At 60.2% G+C, this 16,725-nt stretch carries 14 protein-coding genes and 1 riboswitch; of the genes, 8 read left to right on the top strand and 6 right to left on the bottom strand.

Annotated features, from left to right (window positions below; all coding sequences use genetic code 11):
- Window positions 1-329: 329 nt before the first annotated feature.
- The 7 genes from WA845_RS14650 (at window position 330) to WA845_RS14620 (ending at window position 8,459) form a co-directional block, all read left to right on the top strand.
- Entirely contained in the window at window positions 330-2,183 is a 1,854-nt protein-coding gene (locus tag WA845_RS14650; RefSeq protein WP_112555501.1) for an ABC transporter permease, read from the top strand.
- Window positions 2,183-3,316 carry an ABC transporter ATP-binding protein gene (locus tag WA845_RS14645; protein ID WP_035208474.1) on the top strand — a complete coding sequence of 378 codons (1,134 nt, stop codon included), beginning with the start codon at window positions 2,183-2,185 and terminating at the stop codon, window positions 3,314-3,316. Before WA845_RS14650 ends, WA845_RS14645 begins: the two co-directional genes overlap by 1 nt.
- Before the next feature lie 33 nt (window positions 3,317-3,349).
- Window positions 3,350-4,474: an ABC transporter substrate-binding protein gene (locus WA845_RS14640; RefSeq protein WP_086132794.1), complete on the top strand. Its 1,125-nt coding sequence runs from the start codon at window positions 3,350-3,352 to the stop codon at window positions 4,472-4,474.
- A 23-nt stretch (window positions 4,475-4,497) separates the two neighbouring features.
- Entirely contained in the window at window positions 4,498-5,637 is a 1,140-nt protein-coding gene (locus WA845_RS14635) for an ABC transporter substrate-binding protein (protein ID WP_113381957.1), read from the top strand.
- An 83-nt stretch (window positions 5,638-5,720) separates the two neighbouring features.
- Complete coding sequence (locus WA845_RS14630; protein ID WP_161794453.1) at window positions 5,721-6,809, top strand: ABC transporter substrate-binding protein; 1,089 nt, start codon at window positions 5,721-5,723, stop codon at window positions 6,807-6,809.
- A gap of 61 nt (window positions 6,810-6,870) precedes the next feature.
- Window positions 6,871-7,800 carry an inositol monophosphatase family protein gene (locus WA845_RS14625; RefSeq protein ID WP_162719230.1) on the top strand — a complete coding sequence of 310 codons (930 nt, stop codon included), beginning with the start codon at window positions 6,871-6,873 and terminating at the stop codon, window positions 7,798-7,800.
- 32 nt (window positions 7,801-7,832) lie between these two features.
- Window positions 7,833-8,459: a dual specificity protein phosphatase family protein gene (locus WA845_RS14620; protein WP_006698657.1), complete on the top strand. Its 627-nt coding sequence runs from the start codon at window positions 7,833-7,835 to the stop codon at window positions 8,457-8,459.
- A gap of 115 nt (window positions 8,460-8,574) precedes the next feature.
- Here the strand turns inward: WA845_RS14620 and WA845_RS14615 are convergent, their stop codons facing one another.
- The 6 genes from WA845_RS14615 to argE form a co-directional block, all read right to left on the bottom strand.
- Window positions 8,575-10,032 (bottom strand): NAD-dependent succinate-semialdehyde dehydrogenase, encoded by a 1,458-nt coding sequence (locus tag WA845_RS14615; protein WP_112555505.1) that lies wholly within the window; start codon window positions 10,030-10,032, stop codon window positions 8,575-8,577.
- Between the two features lie 15 nt (window positions 10,033-10,047).
- Window positions 10,048-11,091, bottom strand: a complete 1,044-nt coding sequence (locus WA845_RS14610) for a tartrate dehydrogenase (RefSeq protein WP_111813441.1) — start codon at window positions 11,089-11,091, stop codon at window positions 10,048-10,050.
- Window positions 11,092-11,104: 13 nt separating this feature from the next.
- Window positions 11,105-12,568, bottom strand: coding sequence for an aldehyde dehydrogenase family protein (locus WA845_RS14605; RefSeq protein WP_035208479.1), 1,464 nt, complete (start codon window positions 12,566-12,568; stop codon window positions 11,105-11,107).
- 191 nt (window positions 12,569-12,759) lie between these two features.
- Window positions 12,760-13,116, bottom strand: a complete 357-nt coding sequence (locus WA845_RS14600; RefSeq protein WP_004438300.1) for a cupin domain-containing protein — start codon at window positions 13,114-13,116, stop codon at window positions 12,760-12,762.
- Window positions 13,117-13,146: 30 nt separating this feature from the next.
- Window positions 13,147-14,070 (bottom strand): 2-hydroxyacid dehydrogenase, encoded by a 924-nt coding sequence (locus WA845_RS14595; protein WP_112555507.1) that lies wholly within the window; start codon window positions 14,068-14,070, stop codon window positions 13,147-13,149.
- Window positions 14,071-14,091: 21 nt separating this feature from the next.
- The gene (gene argE, locus WA845_RS14590) at window positions 14,092-15,216 is read right to left on the bottom strand and encodes an acetylornithine deacetylase (RefSeq protein WP_035208573.1); all 1,125 of its coding nucleotides are present in this window, start codon (window positions 15,214-15,216) and stop codon (window positions 14,092-14,094) included.
- Between the two features lie 224 nt (window positions 15,217-15,440).
- On the opposite strand from argE, the gene WA845_RS14585 reads away from it, so the two are divergent.
- Complete coding sequence (locus WA845_RS14585; protein WP_337322435.1) at window positions 15,441-16,319, top strand: GNAT family N-acetyltransferase; 879 nt, start codon at window positions 15,441-15,443, stop codon at window positions 16,317-16,319.
- Window positions 16,320-16,444: 125 nt separating this feature from the next.
- A riboswitch (cobalamin riboswitch) is annotated at window positions 16,445-16,678 on the top strand.
- Window positions 16,679-16,725: the final 47 nt, after the last annotated feature.

Raw genomic sequence — 16,725 nt, 5'->3', positions numbered from 1 at the left:
CAAAAATTACAGTTTTGTGACAAAAACACGTTTGAAAACAAATAAATAACTTAATGATCACGTGTGCATTTTTTCATTGACAAAATGTCGTTTAAGACGGATCATGCATTCCAAGGTAGAGCGAGATATGGAATTTTTATTCCATAATCGCTTTGCCGGCGATGTTTTCGGGAGGAGCTGGGATCATCGTTGTGAGTGGGTGAATCGCCCGCTTCTGAAGCACTGATGCATTGCTGAAGGTTACGCACGCGCCGCCTGTTCTACGGGTCGCGCGAAGGCAGGTTTTTGCCGGCGCGTGAGGGCAAAGCGTGGCCATATGGGGAGAGAGAATGGCTCTTTTAAGCGAATCGACGAAGGCGGAGGCGCTGGGAAGTCCCCCGACGACCGCGCCTTCGGCATGGCAGGCCTGGCGGTATCGTCTCAAGGTCGCACTCAGGGAGCCGACGACGCTGATCGGCGTTCTGACGGCTCTGCTTTTCACCTATCTGATCGTCGTTCCGATCATTTCGATCATTCTCGATGCCGTCCGCGTCCAGTTCGGCCACGAACGGCGCCTCGGCAAGGATGTCGGCGATCTCACGCTTTATTATCTCGACAGGGCGTTTTTTTCGCCCGTTGCATCGGATCTTTTCTGGCGTCCGCTCTTCAATACGTTGACCGTCGCATTCGGGGCGATTGCGCTTTCGCTCGTCATCGGCACCGTTCTTGCCTGGCTTATCAGCAGAACGGACATGTTCGGCCGCCGCTGGTTCGCCACCGCCTTGATCGTGCCCTATATGCTGCCGGCCTGGACCTTCGCGCTCGCCTGGACGACGTTGTTTAAAAATCGCACCGTTGGCGGCCAGCCCGGCTGGTTCGAGGCGATAGGCCTCACGCCGCCGGATTGGGTGGCTTACGGGCGTTTCCCGATCACCATAATCCTTGCCCTGCATTACACGCCTTTCGTCATCCTGCTGTTCGGCTCGGCGCTTCGCCGCTTCGACTCGCAGCTTGAAGATTCCGCCCGCATTCTCGGTGCCCATCGTTATCAGGTCGCCTTGCAGGTCATCCTGCCGCTGATGCGCCCGGCGCTATTGTCCTCGATGGTGCTGATCTTTGCGAAATGCCTTGGCGAGTTCGGCGTACCCTATGTTCTCGGGCTGCCCGTGAAGTTCGAGGTTCTCTCCACATCGCTGTTCCGCAGCATTGCGTCGCGCCAGACGGGTGTTGCCGGTGTCGTCGCGGCCTCGATCATGCTCATCGGCATCATCACGCTCATGATCGACGCCCGCCTCGTTCGCGAAGCCCGCCGTTTCGTGACCATTGGTTCGAAAGGCTCGATGAACAGACAGAGCCGTCTCGGCAAGATGCGGCTTCTGGCGACGGGCTTCGCGGCTGCCATCTTCGTTCTCAGTGTCGGCCTGCCGCTTCTGACCCTGGCGCTCTCGACGGTCATGAAAATGCCGGCCCGCTTCACGTTCGACAACTTCACCCTCGATTACTGGATTGGCAGCAACCTCAATACCGTCGCCTTGCAGACCGGCGTGCTCCTGAGCCCCGACCTATGGGCTGCAGCAAAAAACACGATGATGATCGTCGGGCTTGCCTCGCTCACATCGGGCATTCTTGGCCTGCTCGTCGGTTATGTCGTCATCCGCACGCCGGTGCGTGCCCTGTCCGTCTACCTGCGACAGGTGACGTTCCTGCCCTATCTCGTGCCCGGCATTGCCTTTGCCGCCGCCTATCTGTCGCTCTTTGCCGTTCCGCGTGGGCCGATGCCGGCGCTCTATGGTACGGTGACGATCCTCATCCTGGCGCTGATCGCTGACCAGATGCCCTACGCTTCGCGAGCCGGCATTTCCGCCATGACGCAGCTTGGAAAGGACCCGGAAGAGGCTGCCCAGATCGCCGGTGCAGGTTGGTTCCGCCGCATGATCTCGATCGTCATCCCGATCCAGAAAGGATCGCTGGTGACCGGGGTTCTCCTGCCCTTCATTTCGGGCATCAAGGGTCTCAGCCTCTTCGTGATCCTCGCCGTGCCGAGCACGGATGTTCTGACCACCTATTCGCTGCGGCTGGTCGACTACCACTACACGCAGGCTGCCAACGCCGTGGTGCTGATCATCGCCGCCATTGCCTATTTCGGCACGCTGTTGGCCCAGAAGCTGACCCGCACAAATCTTGCAGAAGGACTTGGAAGCTGATGCCTACCATCAACCTGCGCGGTGCGCAGAAAAACTACGGCGTGAATTCCGCGAATGCGGTTTCTGATCTCGATCTCGAAATCCGCGACGGCGAGTTCATGTGCCTGCTCGGGCCTTCCGGCTGCGGCAAGACCACCACGCTTCGCATGATAGCTGGCCTCGAAAACCTCTCGGGCGGAGAGATCCGCGTCGGCGACCGGGTGATCGATTCCGTGACCGAAGGCATTTTCGTGCCGCCGGAAAAACGTGAAATGGGCCTTGTTTTCCAGAGCTACGCGCTATGGCCGCATCTGACCATCGAGCGCAATACCGATTTCGGCCTGCGCCTGCGCAAGCTGCCGAAGGCCGAGCGTGAAGCCCGTGTCGAGCGCGTCATGCAGGCGCTCGACATCGCCAAATATCGCGACCGCTATCCGTCGCAGCTTTCCGGTGGTCAGCAGCAGCGTGTGGCGCTTGCCCGCATGCTCGCCGTCAATCCGGGCGTTCTGCTTCTCGATGAGCCGCTCTCCAATCTGGATGCCCGGCTGCGGCTTGAAATGCGCGCCGAGCTGAAGCGGCTGCACAAGGAATTCAAGACGACCATCGTCTTCGTGACGCATGACCAGTGGGAAGCCATGACACTTGCCACCACCATTGCCGTCATGAACGAAGGCACGCTGCAGCAGATGGGCACGCCGAACGATATCTACGACCGTCCGGCCAATCGTTTCGTCGCCGAATTCGTCGGCAGCCCGCCGATCAACATACTGACTTTCGGCCAGCCCGGGGTGTCGGACATAGCGGACAGGGCGGAAGCCTATTTCGCAACCCGTTATCCGCAACTGCGCGGCATTGCCTCGATCGGCATGCGGCCGGAAGCCATGGGCTATGTGATGAAGTCCGAGGATGTGCCGCAAGGCAGCTTCGCCGGCGAGATGACGGTGACCGGCGTGCTGCCGACCGGCGGCAGCTGGATTCTCGAACTCAGAAGCGAGAACCACACGCTGTTCCTGACCACCCACTCCCTGCCGCGTATCGACAGCGGCGACCGCGTGTTCTTTCACGTGCCGCCCGAAGCCCTTCACGCCTTCGATGCCAGGGGGCAGAGGATCACCGAGGCGGACGCCGTTCTGCGCCACAGCACCTACAACTGAAAACGCCGCCGAGACGGCTGAAGGAGAAGCAGGATGAAGCGGACAATAGCGGGCCTGAGCCGGCTCTTATGCGCAACGGCGATTGCCGCAACGCTTGGCGGCGTGGCGAAAGCGGGAGAGCCTTTCGACCTCAATGCCCTGATCGAGGCGGCGAAAAAGGAAAAACCGATCACCGTCTATGACAGCACGGGAAAGATCGTTGAAATGGCGAAGAACTTCGCCGCGAAATACGGTGTCGGCGCTGAGGGCGCGAAGGTGAAGGCCTCCGCCCAGCTGGAGATGATCATCCGCGAGGCGCGCGCCAACAATATTCAGGGCGACGTCTCGATCATCAGCGATGCGCCAGCCGCGATGGCGCAGCTTATTCCGCTCGGTTTTGTCGAAAGCTGGCTGCCGCCGGATATGGCCGGCAATATTCCGCCGGAGTATCAGGACCCGCTGACCGTCGTCACCAGCGCCAATGTCTGGGCTTATAATAGCGAACTCTTCGACAAATGCCCCGTTTCCAATATCTGGGAACTGACCGACCCGAAGTGGAAGGGGAAGGTGGCGATGCAGGATCCGCTCGGCAAGGCATCCTATGTCGACTGGTTCAACCAGATGGCCAGCCACGGCGACGGTGAAGTGAAAGCGGCCTATAAGGCGCTTTACGGCAAGGACCTCGAAACCGGGGAAAAGAGCGCGACGGCAGCCTGGGTGAAGGCGCTTGCCGCCAATGCTCCGCTTCTGACCGACGCCGATGCGGCTGCTGCCGAAGCCGTTGGTGCTCCCGGTCAGAAAGAACCCTTCATGGGCCTCATCAGCTCGGCCAAGTTCCGCGACAATGCCGAGAAGGGCACGAAACTCGGCCTCTGCAAGGAGCTGAAACCCTGGGTCGGCTGGCTCTATCCGGGCGTTGGGCTGATCACCAAGGGCACGAACAGCCCGAATGCGGCGAAGCTTTTCATTCACTACATCATGACTGCCGAAGGCATCGCGCCGCAGGCGATCGACGGCAAAATGTCGACCAACAGGGAGGTAAGTCTGCCCGCCGACGAGCCATCGGGTATTGGCGCCGTCCTCGATAACATCCTGCCCTACAGCATGGCGACCAGTCTTGAAGACTGGGATGCGCGTGAAACCTGGCAGGACTTCTGGCGTGTGAACTACAAAAAATAATGGGGGGTCAACTCGTGACGATCATGGCTAGGAATAATAATGGCAACGAGCGCAGGCGGCGGGGGACCGCCTCCGCACTTTGCCTCGGCGTCTCGCTGGCACTTGGCGGGGCCGCGCATGCGCAGGAAGCCTTCAATCTCGATGAGCTCATCGCTGCCGCGAAGAAGGAAAAGCCGATTACGGTTTATGCGGTGACCGGTAAGATCGTGGATACCGCGCAGGCGTTTACGGCCAAGTATGGCGTGCAGGCCAGCGGCAAGAAGGTGAACGAGGCGACGCAGGTCGAGTTGATGATCCGCGAACATCGGGCTGGCAATGTCGTCGGCGATGTGAGCGTGGCCACGGATGTTGCCTCCGCCATGGGCGAGCTTCTGCCGGCAGGTATCGCTACCAGCTGGACGCCGCCTGATATCGAAGGCGATATTCCGCAGAAGCTGCGGGATCCGCTCGTGGTCGTCTCAGACCCGCATGTCTGGACCTACAATACCGAGAAATACGACACATGCCCGGTCACCAACATCTGGCAGCTAACGGAGCCGCGTTGGAAGGGCAAGCTTGCCATGCTCGATCTATTCGACAAACCGCTTTATGCCGACTGGTTCAACCAAATCGAAACCCACCACGATGCCGATGTCGCCAAAGCCTACGAGGACCTCTACGGCAAGAAGCTGGAAACGGGCGAAAAAAGCGCAACGGCTGCCTGGGTGAAAGCCTTTGCCGAAAATGCGCCGCTCTTGACGGATTCCAGTTCGGTGGCGGACGCTGCCGGTGCTCCGGGACAGACCGATCCCTTCTTCGTCATCACCTCGGTCGCGAAGTATCGTGACAATGAAGCCAAGGGGCTGAAGCTCGGTCTTTGCAGCGGTGTAAAGCCATTTTCCGGATTCCTCTATCCCGGTTTCGGCCTGATTGCCGGGCAAACGAAAAGCCCGAATGCCGCGAAACTCTTCCTGCATTATCTGATGACGGAAGAAGGCATCGCGCCTCAGACCGCTGACGGCAAGCTTTCCGGCAATATGAAAATCGCCCTGCCGGCGGATGAGCCTTCGAGGGTCGCCGATCATCTCGATGAGCTGATGGCTTTCGACGCCGCAACGGCGGCCGACGATCTCGACAAGCGCGAAGGCTGGCAGGATTTCTGGCGTGTGAATTACAAAAAATAAACGGAAGGCGGGGTGCAAACCCGCCTGTCTTTTCCTTGGGAGGGGAAACGATGCGAAAAATGAAATTGAGGGCTGCCTCGGCCATGGCCGCAGGTGCAATGATTATAGGCGCTTCCGCTCTGCCCGCCGCGGCTGAAGAGCCCTTCGATCTCGACGCTGTCCTTGCGGCGGCAAAGCAGGAGAAGCCGATCAACATCTATGACAGCACCGGCAAGATCGTTGAGATGGCGGATAAATTCAGCGCCAAATACGGGCTGAAGGCGACGGGCGTAAAGGTCTCCGCCAATAGCCAGCTGGAGATGATCATCCGCGAAAGCCAGTCGAACAATGTGCAGGGGGATGTGGTGTTGATTACCGATGCGCCCTCTGCACTTGCCCAGCTTCTGCCGGCGGGTTTTGTGGAAAATTACCTGCCGGGCGACATGACCTCGAAAATTCCGGCGCAGTTTCAAAACCCACTGGCCATTTCCACCAACGCCAACGTCTGGGCGTATAATACCGAAGCCTATGACAAATGCCCGGTGACGAATATCTGGGAACTGACCGAGCCGAAATGGAAAGGCAAGGTCGCCATGGTCGATCCGCTCAGCAAGAGCACCTATACCGACTGGTTCAACCAGCTTGAAGCCCACGGTAATGAAAAGATAGCGGCGGCCTATAAGGCTCATTTCGGCAGGGAGACGGAGGAAAAGAGTGCGGCAGCTGCGTGGATAAAGGCGCTGGCTGCGAATGGCCCGCTCGCCACCGACGGCGACGACCCGGTTGCGGAAGCGGTCGGCGCGCCCGGCCAGAACCAGCCCTTCTTCGGCCTGCTAAGTTCAGCCAAATTTCGCGACAATGCCGACAAGGGCTACAAGCTCGGCCTCTGCACCGACCTCGATCCCTGGGTCGGCTGGACCTATATCAAGCTCGGCCTGATGGCCTCCAAGACCAAAAGCCCGAACACGGCCAAGCTCTTTATCCACTATATCCTGACGGAAGAGGGCATCGCCCCGCAGATGAAGGACGGTAAGCTGCCGACCAATACCGACATCAAGATGCCGGATGATGAGCCTTCGGGGCTGATGAAGGTTGCCGACCGGCTGATGGGATACAATTCTGCTACGGGTCTCGATGATTTCGATCGGCGCGAGGAATGGCAGGATTTCTGGCGCGTCAACTACACGAAGTAATCCCGGCTGGCGCGGTCCTGGCCGCGCCGCCTCCTCCTTTTTGCGAATGAACGGAATGGACATGCCGATGCAGACCTCATTGAGCGAACGAAATCCTGGAGATGAGGGCGCATTTTCCCGCTCCGTGCGGTTGATGAAAATCGCCGAAACAGCGGCGCGTGCCGTGCGCGATCCTCTGCTTGCGGCATTCCGATCGGATATGACAGTGGACTACAAGGTCGATCTCCACGATATCGTGACTATCCACGACAAGCGCGCTGAGGTCGCCATTCGCACCATCATTCTCGAACGGGAACCCAACTCGGCCATCATGGGTGAGGAGGGCGGCCAGATCGGTAGCGGTGAGGTGCAATGGTATGTCGACCCCATCGACGGCACGGCAAATTTCGCCCGCGGCCTTGCCTTCTGGTGCGTGTCCATTGCCGCCGTTATCGACGGGAAGGTTGTTGCCGGCGTGGTTTATGACCCTGTCGCGGAGCAGATGTTTTCGGCCGATGTCCAGGCGTCTTATCTGAACGGCGAAAGGCTGCGCTCGCGTAGCGTCTCGGACGAGACACGGGCGACGCTCATCACCGGCTATCCCGTCTCGCGCGATTTCCGGCTGGATGGGCGGGAAGCGGCGCTGGCCAATTTCGGTACTCTTACTGAGACCTTTTCTACATTGCGCCGGCCCGGCAGCGCTGCGCTCAGCATTGCTCACGTCGCGGCGGGCTGGACGGATGCGGCCGCTGGTTTCGGCGTCAACGCCTGGGATGTGGCAGCCGCCATCCTCATTCTCAAAAATGCCGGCGGCACCTATGAACCTCTCACTCTTGGAAAGGTGGCGGAAGGCGCCGCCGAATTCCTTTGCCCGGGTTATATAGCCACGGGTGAGGGGGCCAACTATCCGACATTGCAGCGGGTGGCACGAGCCATATCCGCAAGCCGCAGCGCCAAGACGTCGGTGCAACACGGGCCAACCGCCGCAGAAACTGAAAAAGCAAAGATATGACGGCTGCCGTACCGGTGCCGGGGAGACATGACATGCCGCAACCGCAACAGACCATAGCCCGAGAGCAGGAGAGCGGCGAACTGCCGAAGCTCAGCCGCATCTATGAACGGCATCCGCTTTATGGTGTCGATCTCTTCATTTCGGGCAAAGAGGGTGCGAGCGATCTCAATCTTCTGCGTCAGAACGGCATCACCACCGTCGTCAATTGCGCCGTCAATCTGGACTTCAATTTCGTGGAACAGTCCGATGTGGTTTCAGATCATGAAGGCAGCGTCTATGGGCCGGGCGAAATCCGATATTACAAGATCGGTCTGATCGACGGGGCCGGAAATCCTGATACTCAGATGGTGGCAGCCCATTATATTCTGCGGGCGGCGCTGGAGCAGATTCTGCCGGAAAAACCATCTTACCCCCGCCGGGAGCGCGGCAATGTGCTCATCAATTGCCGGGGCGGCCGTTCCCGCTCTGTCGCCGTCGTCGCGCTCTTCCTCCATCTCACACTGCCAGCGGAGTTTCCGACCCTGGACGACGCGATAAGCTTCGTTCGTCTGAAACGAGAACTGCCGGAAAATGAGTGGTATAAGGCTCCGAAACCCGTCCTGGCCGAAGCCGCTCGGCGGGCTGCCGGCTGGATCGCGATGATCGACGCGGCCCACTGAAGAAGGCGCTCATTCGGGCCGCGCTTCCCATTCCGCACAGGCATCTCGTTTCTTGTCGATCTGCAAAAAAGAAGGGTCGCTGGGCGACCCTTTAGTCGGGGATGGGAAAGAAGTATCAGGCAAGTCCGCCGATATGGAACGTCTTTATTTCCAGATATTCTTCGATGCCGACCTGCGCGCCTTCGCGGCCAAGGCCGGATTGCTTGACCCCGCCAAAAGGCGCGACCTCGGTGGAAATCGCGCCGGTGTTGAGGCCCACCATTCCGAATTCCAGCGCTTCACCCACGCGCCAGGCGCGTCTGAGGCTTTCAGTGTAGAAGTAGGCCGCAAGCCCAAACGGGGTACCGTTGGCGATGGCGATCGCCTCTTCTTCCGTTTCAAAACGGAAGAGGGGAGCGACCGGGCCGAAGGTCTCTTCGCTTGCCAGACGCATGCCGGTCGTTGCGCCGATCAGCACAATGGGGGCGGTGTATTGCGGACCTTCCGGTAGAGGGCGGGGTCTGGTGATGATCTTCGCACCTTTGGCCACGGCATCTTCCACATGGGCGCGGATCTTCGTTATGGCCGGCTCATTGATCATCGGGCCGATGGACACACCGGCCTCCGTTCCGGGACCGACCCGCATGGCATCAACGCGATCCGCCAGTTTTTTTGCAAAGGCGTCATAAACGCCTGCCTGAACGAGAATGCGGTTGGCGCAGACGCAGGTCTGCCCACCATTGCGGAACTTCGAAACGAGCGCGCCTTCCACGGCCAGATCGAGATCGGCATCGTCGAAAACGATAAAGGGCGCGTTGCCGCCCAGTTCCAGCGAGAGCCGCTTTACACTGTCGGCAGCGCCTCGCATCAGGAGTGAGCCAACGCGGGTTGAGCCCGTGAAGGAAATTTTCCGCACCGTCTCATTCGCCATGATTTCGTTGCCGATATCGGTCGGCATGCCCGTCACGATGTTGATGACGCCAGCGGGAATACCGGCCCGTTCGGCGAGAACACCGAGCGCCAGTGCCGAATAGGGCGTGAATTCGGAAGGCTTGATGACGACGGTGCAGCCGGCGGCAAGCGCGGGTGCAACCTTGCGCGTGATCATCGCGTTCGGGAAGTTCCACGGGGTGACGATGCCGCAGACGCCGACCGGTTCTTTCAGCACCACGATGCGCCGGTCCGGTGTCGGTGAAGGGATGGTGCTGCCGCCAATACGGCGAGCTTCTTCCGCGAACCATTTGACGAAGGATGCGCCATAGCGGATTTCTCCCTTCGCCTCCTCAAGCGGCTTGCCCTGTTCCGTGGTCAGGATCAGCGCAAGATCGTCCATATGCTCGATCATCAGGGCGAACCATTTTTCGAGAAGGGCCGCCCGCTCGGCATGGGTCTTTTTTCTCCAGGGGCCGAAGGCCGCATCGGCGGACTCGACCGCCGCCCGGGTTTCCCCTCCGCCCATATCCGGCACGCTGCCGATGACTGCCTGCGTTGCCGGGTCGATCACGTCGACCGCCTTGCCCGATGCCGCTGCCTTCCATGCGCCGCCGATCAGGCCGGCCTGGCGAAAGAGATCCCTATCCTTCAAACCTTGCATCATCTGTCTCCGAAATCAGTCGAGCGCTGCGAGAACTGCAGCCGTTATGGCGTCCGTCTCATCCCTGCCCGGCACGGTGCCGATACCCCGGCCGGTCGTCGTTTCCAGTGCGGCCATAATCCGAGCCGCGGCATTCTTTTCCCCGAGATGCTCGAGCATCATCGCCCCCGACCAGATGGCGGCGATTGGGTTCGCGATGCCGAGATGGGCGATGTCAGGCGCTGAACCGTGCACCGGCTCGAACATGGAGGGCGCGCTGCGGTCGGGATTGATATTGGCGGAGGCGGCAAATCCGAGACCGCCCTGAATGGCCGCGCCCAGGTCGGTCAGAATATCGCCGAAGAGATTGGAGGCGACGACGACATCGAGGCTTTCCGGCGCCATCACCATGCGCGCCGCCATGGCGTCGATGTGGTAGCTGGAAACCTCGACACCGGGATATTCGGCGGCAAGCCTGTGCGTTACCTCATCCCAGAACACCATCGAATATTTCTGGGCATTCGACTTGGTGATGGAGGCCAGCTTGCCGCGACGTTTCTGCGCCTGTTCGAAGCCGAAACGCAGGATGCGCTCCACGCCCGTCCGGGTGAAGATCGAGGTTTCCACGGCCACCTCATCGTCCGTGCCCTGATGGACCCGGCCACCGGCGCCGGAATATTCGCCCTCGGTATTTTCGCGAATGCAGAGGATATCGAATCGATCCGCCTTCAACGGACCTTCGACACCGGGAAGCAATCGGTGCGGTCGGATATTGGCATATTGCACGAAGGCCTTGCGGATCGGCAGCAGCAGGCCGTGCAGAGATACCGAATCCGGAACTTCGGCCGGCCAGCCTACGGCCCCGAGGAGTATGGCGTCGAAACCGCGCAGGGTCTCAATACCGTCCTTGGGCATCATCGCGCCGGTTTCCTGATAGAAGGCGCAGGACCAGGGGAACTCCGTTCCTTCAAGCGCAAAACCGGAGGTTCTGGCGGCGGCATTGAGGACCTGCCATGCGGCATGAGTGACGCTCTTGCCGATGCCGTCGCCGGGAATGAGTGCGATGCGATGCGTTTTCAAGAAATTTCCCCTGTCACAGTCCAATCAGGACGCTCTTGCTCTTGCGGTTGGCGAGATAGGCTTCCCGTCCGAGATCCTTGCCGATGCCGGAACGTTTGTAGCCGCCGGTAGGCAGAATGTGGTCGCGCGAGCGGCCGTAACGGTTGACCCAGATCGTACCCGCCTGGATGGCGCGGGACAGGCGCATGACGCGTGAGACGTCACGGCTGAAAAGACCCGCCGCCAGACCGTAGGTCGGATGATCGGAAAGCGAAAGAGCCTCTTCTTCCGTGCGGAAGGTCTGCAGCGTCAGCACCGGCCCGAAGATTTCCTCGGTCACGGCGGGGGAGGTCTGGTCGACGTTTGCGATCAGTGTCGGCTGGTAGAAATAGCCGGGGCCGTCCATGATCGCGCCGCCGGTGAGGCATTGGCCGCCATGGGAGACCGCTGCCTGCACGATGCCGTCGATGCGCTTGCGCTGCACCTCGGAGATAATAGGCGAATATTGTGTTGTCTCGTCCCAGGTGGGCCCGGGCTTCACCGCCTTCATGCGGGCGATGATTGCGGCGGAGAGGGCATCTGCCGCACTGTCCTCCACGAGGATGCGCGAGCCGGCCACACAGGCCTGCCCGGCATTGGAGAGAATATTGCCGGCGATGGCCGTCGCCGCCTTTTCGATATCCGCATCGGCGAAGACAATCTGTGGGCTCTTGCCACCAAGTTCCAGCGTCATGGGCTTGATCCCTGTACGGGCGATATTGGCCATGATGGCGGCTCCCGCGGCGGTGGAGCCGGTGAAGCTCACCTTCGAAATCTCGGGATGGCCGGTGATGGCGTTGCCCGTGACGGGACCGTCGCCCAGCACGATGTTGATGAGGCCGGCGGGTAACCCGGCCTTGATCGCCAGCTGCGCCATGAAAATACTGGAGAAGGGCGTCATCTCCGAAGGTTTCAGCACCACGGCATTGCCTGCCGCAAGCGCCGGGCCGAGCTTCCAGCCAGCCATGGAGACCGGAAAATTCCACGGTGTAATCGCACCCACCACGCCATATGGCTCCGTCATGATCATGCCGAGGCTCGTGTCGTCGGTCGGCACCAGATCGCCGCCTTCCTTGTCGGCGAATTCGGCGAAGAAGCGGATTTGCTCGGCGGTCACGGCGATATCGCCGGCGATCAGTTGGCCCACCGGCCGGGTCGAGGACAGCGCCTCGATCTTTGCCAGCGTCTCGGCTTCCTGCTCTATCAGGTCAGCCCAGCGTTGCAGGACCCGGGTGCGCTCGCGCGGGCGCACCCCGCCCCAGTTGCTGCTTTTCAGTGCGGCCTTGGCCGTTTGCACCGCTTCATCCACCAGGGCTGCATCCGCCTTCGGGCACCCGGCATATGGGGCCCCGTCCGATGGGCGGTGCATGTCGATACCGTTTTCAGCGGTGACGAGCCTGCTGCCGATGAAGTGGCCGATTGGCAGGGACAGGCTGTCTGGATCGAAGCTGAGCGTCATGGGAAATCCCCTTTGAATATGCCCTCAAAGCTAATTCCTGTCGGCAAGCGAAATCGACCGACTGCAGCCGTGGCAGTGAACGAAAATCCCGTTTTACCGTTGCCAGACAGCGCAATCTTTGGTGCGTGCTGCCTGTGGTCTCTCGCCGGTTCCGTTGTCGCGGGCAACCTGGAAAACCGGCGAGATACGCCTCATCCGTTCACTGTGACGTAGATTTTGCGCACCGTCTCGATGGTCTTCCAGACGCCGACGAAACCGGGTTTCATTACGAAACTGTCGCCCGCCGTATAACGCTGCGGTTCGCCGCCATCAGGGGTGATTTCGATGACGCCGGCCAGAATATGGCAGAACTCGAAGGTCTCACCTTTGATGGAACGGCTTTCCCCCGGTGTCGCTTCCCAAATGCCTGTCTTCACGGTTCCGTCGCGAGCTTCGTCAAGCGCCCAGGTCTTGAACGACGGGTCGCCTGCAATGAGGCGTTCTGGCAGCGCCTTGGAGGCCTTGGGCTCGAAATCGGGGTTGGTATCGATGGGCTTGAGAAGCGGCATGGATTTTCCTTTCTGAAACAGGCGTGATGATCAATATCCGCGGCGGCGGTCGACAAGGCCGAGCGGTTGAAGACCGGACTCGTGGCGTTTGATGTTTTCGACAACGGTGCGTGCCGCGGAATGGGGCTGAGTGACGCTGGCGATATGCGGCGTCAGGAGAATTTTGGGGTGGGTCCAGAAAGGATGGTCTTCGGGCAACGGTTCGGGATCCGTAACGTCGACCACTGCACCCGAGAGCCGGCCTTTATCGAGCGCATCGAGGAGTGCGCCGTGATCGAGCTGTCTGCCACGTCCGGCGTGAACAAGTCCCGCGCCATCGGGTAAAAGGCTCAGGCGCTGGGCGTTGAGAAGTCCGGTGGTCTCGTCCGTCAGCGGCAGCAGGCAGATGAGGATGTCGCTGGTGGAGAGTATGGCTTTCAGCCCGTGATCGCCATGGTGACAGGTGACGCCATCGATCTCGCGCGGCGACCGGCTCCAGCCGGCGAGCGGAAAGCCGAAAGTTCTTAACCGCTCCAGCGCTGCGACGCCCAGCATGCCGAGGCCAAGGACGCCAATCCGGCAGTCTTCTGCCTGCCGTTGCGGCAGCGCCTTCCACAACTGCTGCCGCTGCTGTTTCAGATAGGCGGGGAGATTGCGGTGAAGGGCGAGCACGCCGAGGCAGATATATTCCTGCATCATGCGGATGATCCCCTCATCCACCATGCGTACGACTTTCACCGTCTGCGGGACCGTATCGATGTGAAACTGGTCCACACCGGCCCCGATCGAAAAGAGGATTTCGAGGTTACGATAACGCGCTATATCCTCCGGCACCGTCCAGGTGATGAGGTAACGGACTGCATCGGGATCGACCTTGGAGGCATCCATTGCGAAGGGGAGATCCGGCAATTCGTCAGCCAGGGCCTGCCGGAAGATTTCGCCGCGTCTGGCGTCGGAGTTAAAGAGAAATGTCATCTGATCCGTGGTCTCGAGGGTTCATGCCGTGCAGCGCCGGCCGAGCATTTCCAGCATCGACTGGCAGGCGGAAAGTTCGCCCGCTGTTATGAATTCGTCCGGTTTATGGGCGCGGCCGATATCGCCGGGGCCGCAGATGATGGCGTCGATGCCCGCAGCCTGAAAGAGCCCGGCCTCCGTGCCATAGCTGACGGCCGCGAGACCGGGAGTGCCGGTCAGTTCCTCCAAAAGCGAGGCAAGCGGGGCCTCGGCGAGAAGCGACAGCGCCGGATAGGCGCTCATCGGCAGCCATTCGATATCGACACCTGTCGCGGTGAGCGCCTCCACGCTACGTCGTACCGGCTCCAGCAGGTCGATTGGCGAGACACCTGAAATAGCCCTTGCCTCCAGTTCGATGGCGCAATGATCGGGAATGATGTTGATCGCCTGTCCGCCGTTGACGGTACCGATCTGCAGGGAAGAGTAGGGCGGCTCGAAGGTCTTCTCTAAAGGACCCCGGGTCAACGCGTCTGCCGCCTCCACCGCCGTCGCGATGATGCCTGCCATCAGATGAATGGCGTTCACTCCCTGATCGGGCCGTGAAGAATGGCCTGACCTGCCACGGATGCTGACCCGCGCCGCGGCTTTTCCCTTGTGGGCACGCACGGAACGCAAATTGCTGGGCTCGCCGATAATGGCGCCCGCCGGTGGCGCGCACAGTTCCGGCAGGCGCGCGATGAGATGGGGAACACCGCGGCAACCTGCCTCCTCGTCGTAGGAAAAGGCGATATGCACGGGGCGCTGAAGCGTCATGCGCGAATAGGCAGGGGCTGCGGCGAGGACGGTTGCCAGAAAACCTTTCATGTCGGTCGTCCCGCGTCCGTAAAGCCTGTCGTTTTCCGTTCTCAGCCGGAAAGGATCGGAAGACCATTCCGGTTCTCCGGCGGGTACCACATCCATGTGCCCGGACAGAATGTAACCGGCCCGATCGGCTGGTCCGAAGGTGGCGAAGAGATTGGCGCGGTCTCCCTCCGGCCCCGGAATCACGGATACTCTTGCGCCATGGCTTTCCAAATATTCGGCAATCCATCCGGCAATGTCGCCATTGGCCGTTCCCACCACTGACGGAAAGGCGACGAGACGCTCAAGGATTTCGATTGCGTTCATGGTCGTCCCCGTTGGCCCGTTATGATGGCCGCATTGCTCATTGCAAAAGCTTAGAACGGCCGAAGGCGTTTATCTGCTGAAAAGCGAGGTATTTCGGTAGATTGTTGTGTCCTTCCAGTGCTTTCAGAAAATTCGTGCTGGCATGGCTCGTTATCCTCGGACGTCATGGCTTGGACGCCGGGAACGCTGGTTCCCCGCGCTGGAGGGAGTGAGAGCCGTTTGCGATGGAGCTGCTCAAAGTCGATAGTTTCGAGTTGCGGACCGTGGATATTGCCGATGTGGAGGCAGATCGTCTGCACGCCCTCTCCATGGCGGTCGGATGGCGCTATCACGCCAATGAATGGTGTTTCCTGCGGCAATGCGGTGTCGGTCTCGCTGCGCTGGACGAGATCGACCGTGTTGTCGCGACAGCGATGCTCTTTCCCTATGATCAGGGTTTCGCGACGCTCGGCATGGTCATCGTATCGCCACGTCTGCAGGGGCGTGGCGTGGCGCCCTGGCTGGTGCGGCAGCTTCTGGCAAAATACCCGTCAACCGTCTTGCGGCTGAACGCCACCGACGTTTCACGTCGTCTTTTTGCAGGGCTAGGCTTTTCCGGAGATGCGGAAAAGGTGCAGCTGTTTCGGGGCAGGGCGCGCTCCCCCGTGCAGACACCGGGGCTTGGCAGAAAGCAACGGATCGAGCCCCTCTCGGAAGATCATTTGTCGGCGGTCGTGACGATTGACCGGGTGGCTTTGGGCGTATCGAGGCGGAGCGTGCTGCAACGTCTTCTGCGCGACAATACTGGCTATGGCCTTTTCGAGGTCGATCGTTTGGTGGCTTTCGCGCTGCGCCGGGCGGCCGGGCGAGGTCACATCGTCGGTCCGGTCGTCGCAGTTGAGGAGAAAGATGCGGTCGCGCTGGTGAGTCGGCATTTTGCCGATCTGGACGATCAGCTCGTCCGTCTGGATGCCGTGCAAGACCAGGGCGTATTGACCGATTTTCTGACTCAATCCGGCCTGGTCGTGATCGAAACTCTTACCACCATGTCGAAACAGGCGCCGCAGCCTGCGGGTTCGGGTCCGGCGAGGATTTTCGCCCTTGCGGGTCCATCGCTGTGCTGAAGCGCAGTTTTGAACCGCCTCAATTCGACTGATTATGTGGTGGTCCTGTTTCGGGCGTCGCTCGACGCGATGCGTTCCGCTGCGCTGGAAACATGCTTTGATGATTGACGCACTGCCCCTTGACCCTTATGTGAGAAAGCGACGGTTCCTGCAGCCGAAAGGCGAAGGGATTAATAGGGAACACGGTGCGGGCGATGATTATCGCCCAATGCCGTGGCTGCCCCCGCAACTGTAAGCGGATTGCCGCTCATCCTCGTGACGCCGATGGCGTCATGCCACTGCATTCTCCGGAATGCGGGAAGGCAGATGAAAGGCGCAAATCCGTGAGTCAGGAGACCTGCCGTCAAAATATAAACCATCGTTACGGGCGGGGAAGCCCGGAAGAGGAGATTGTAATGTTATTTCA

Source organism: Agrobacterium sp. CMT1 (assembly GCF_037203725.1).
GTDB classification, from domain to species: Bacteria; Pseudomonadota; Alphaproteobacteria; order Rhizobiales; family Rhizobiaceae; genus Agrobacterium; species Agrobacterium pusense.
Note: the sequence above shows the minus strand (reverse complement) of the source record. Positions and strands in the feature narration are given on the sequence as shown.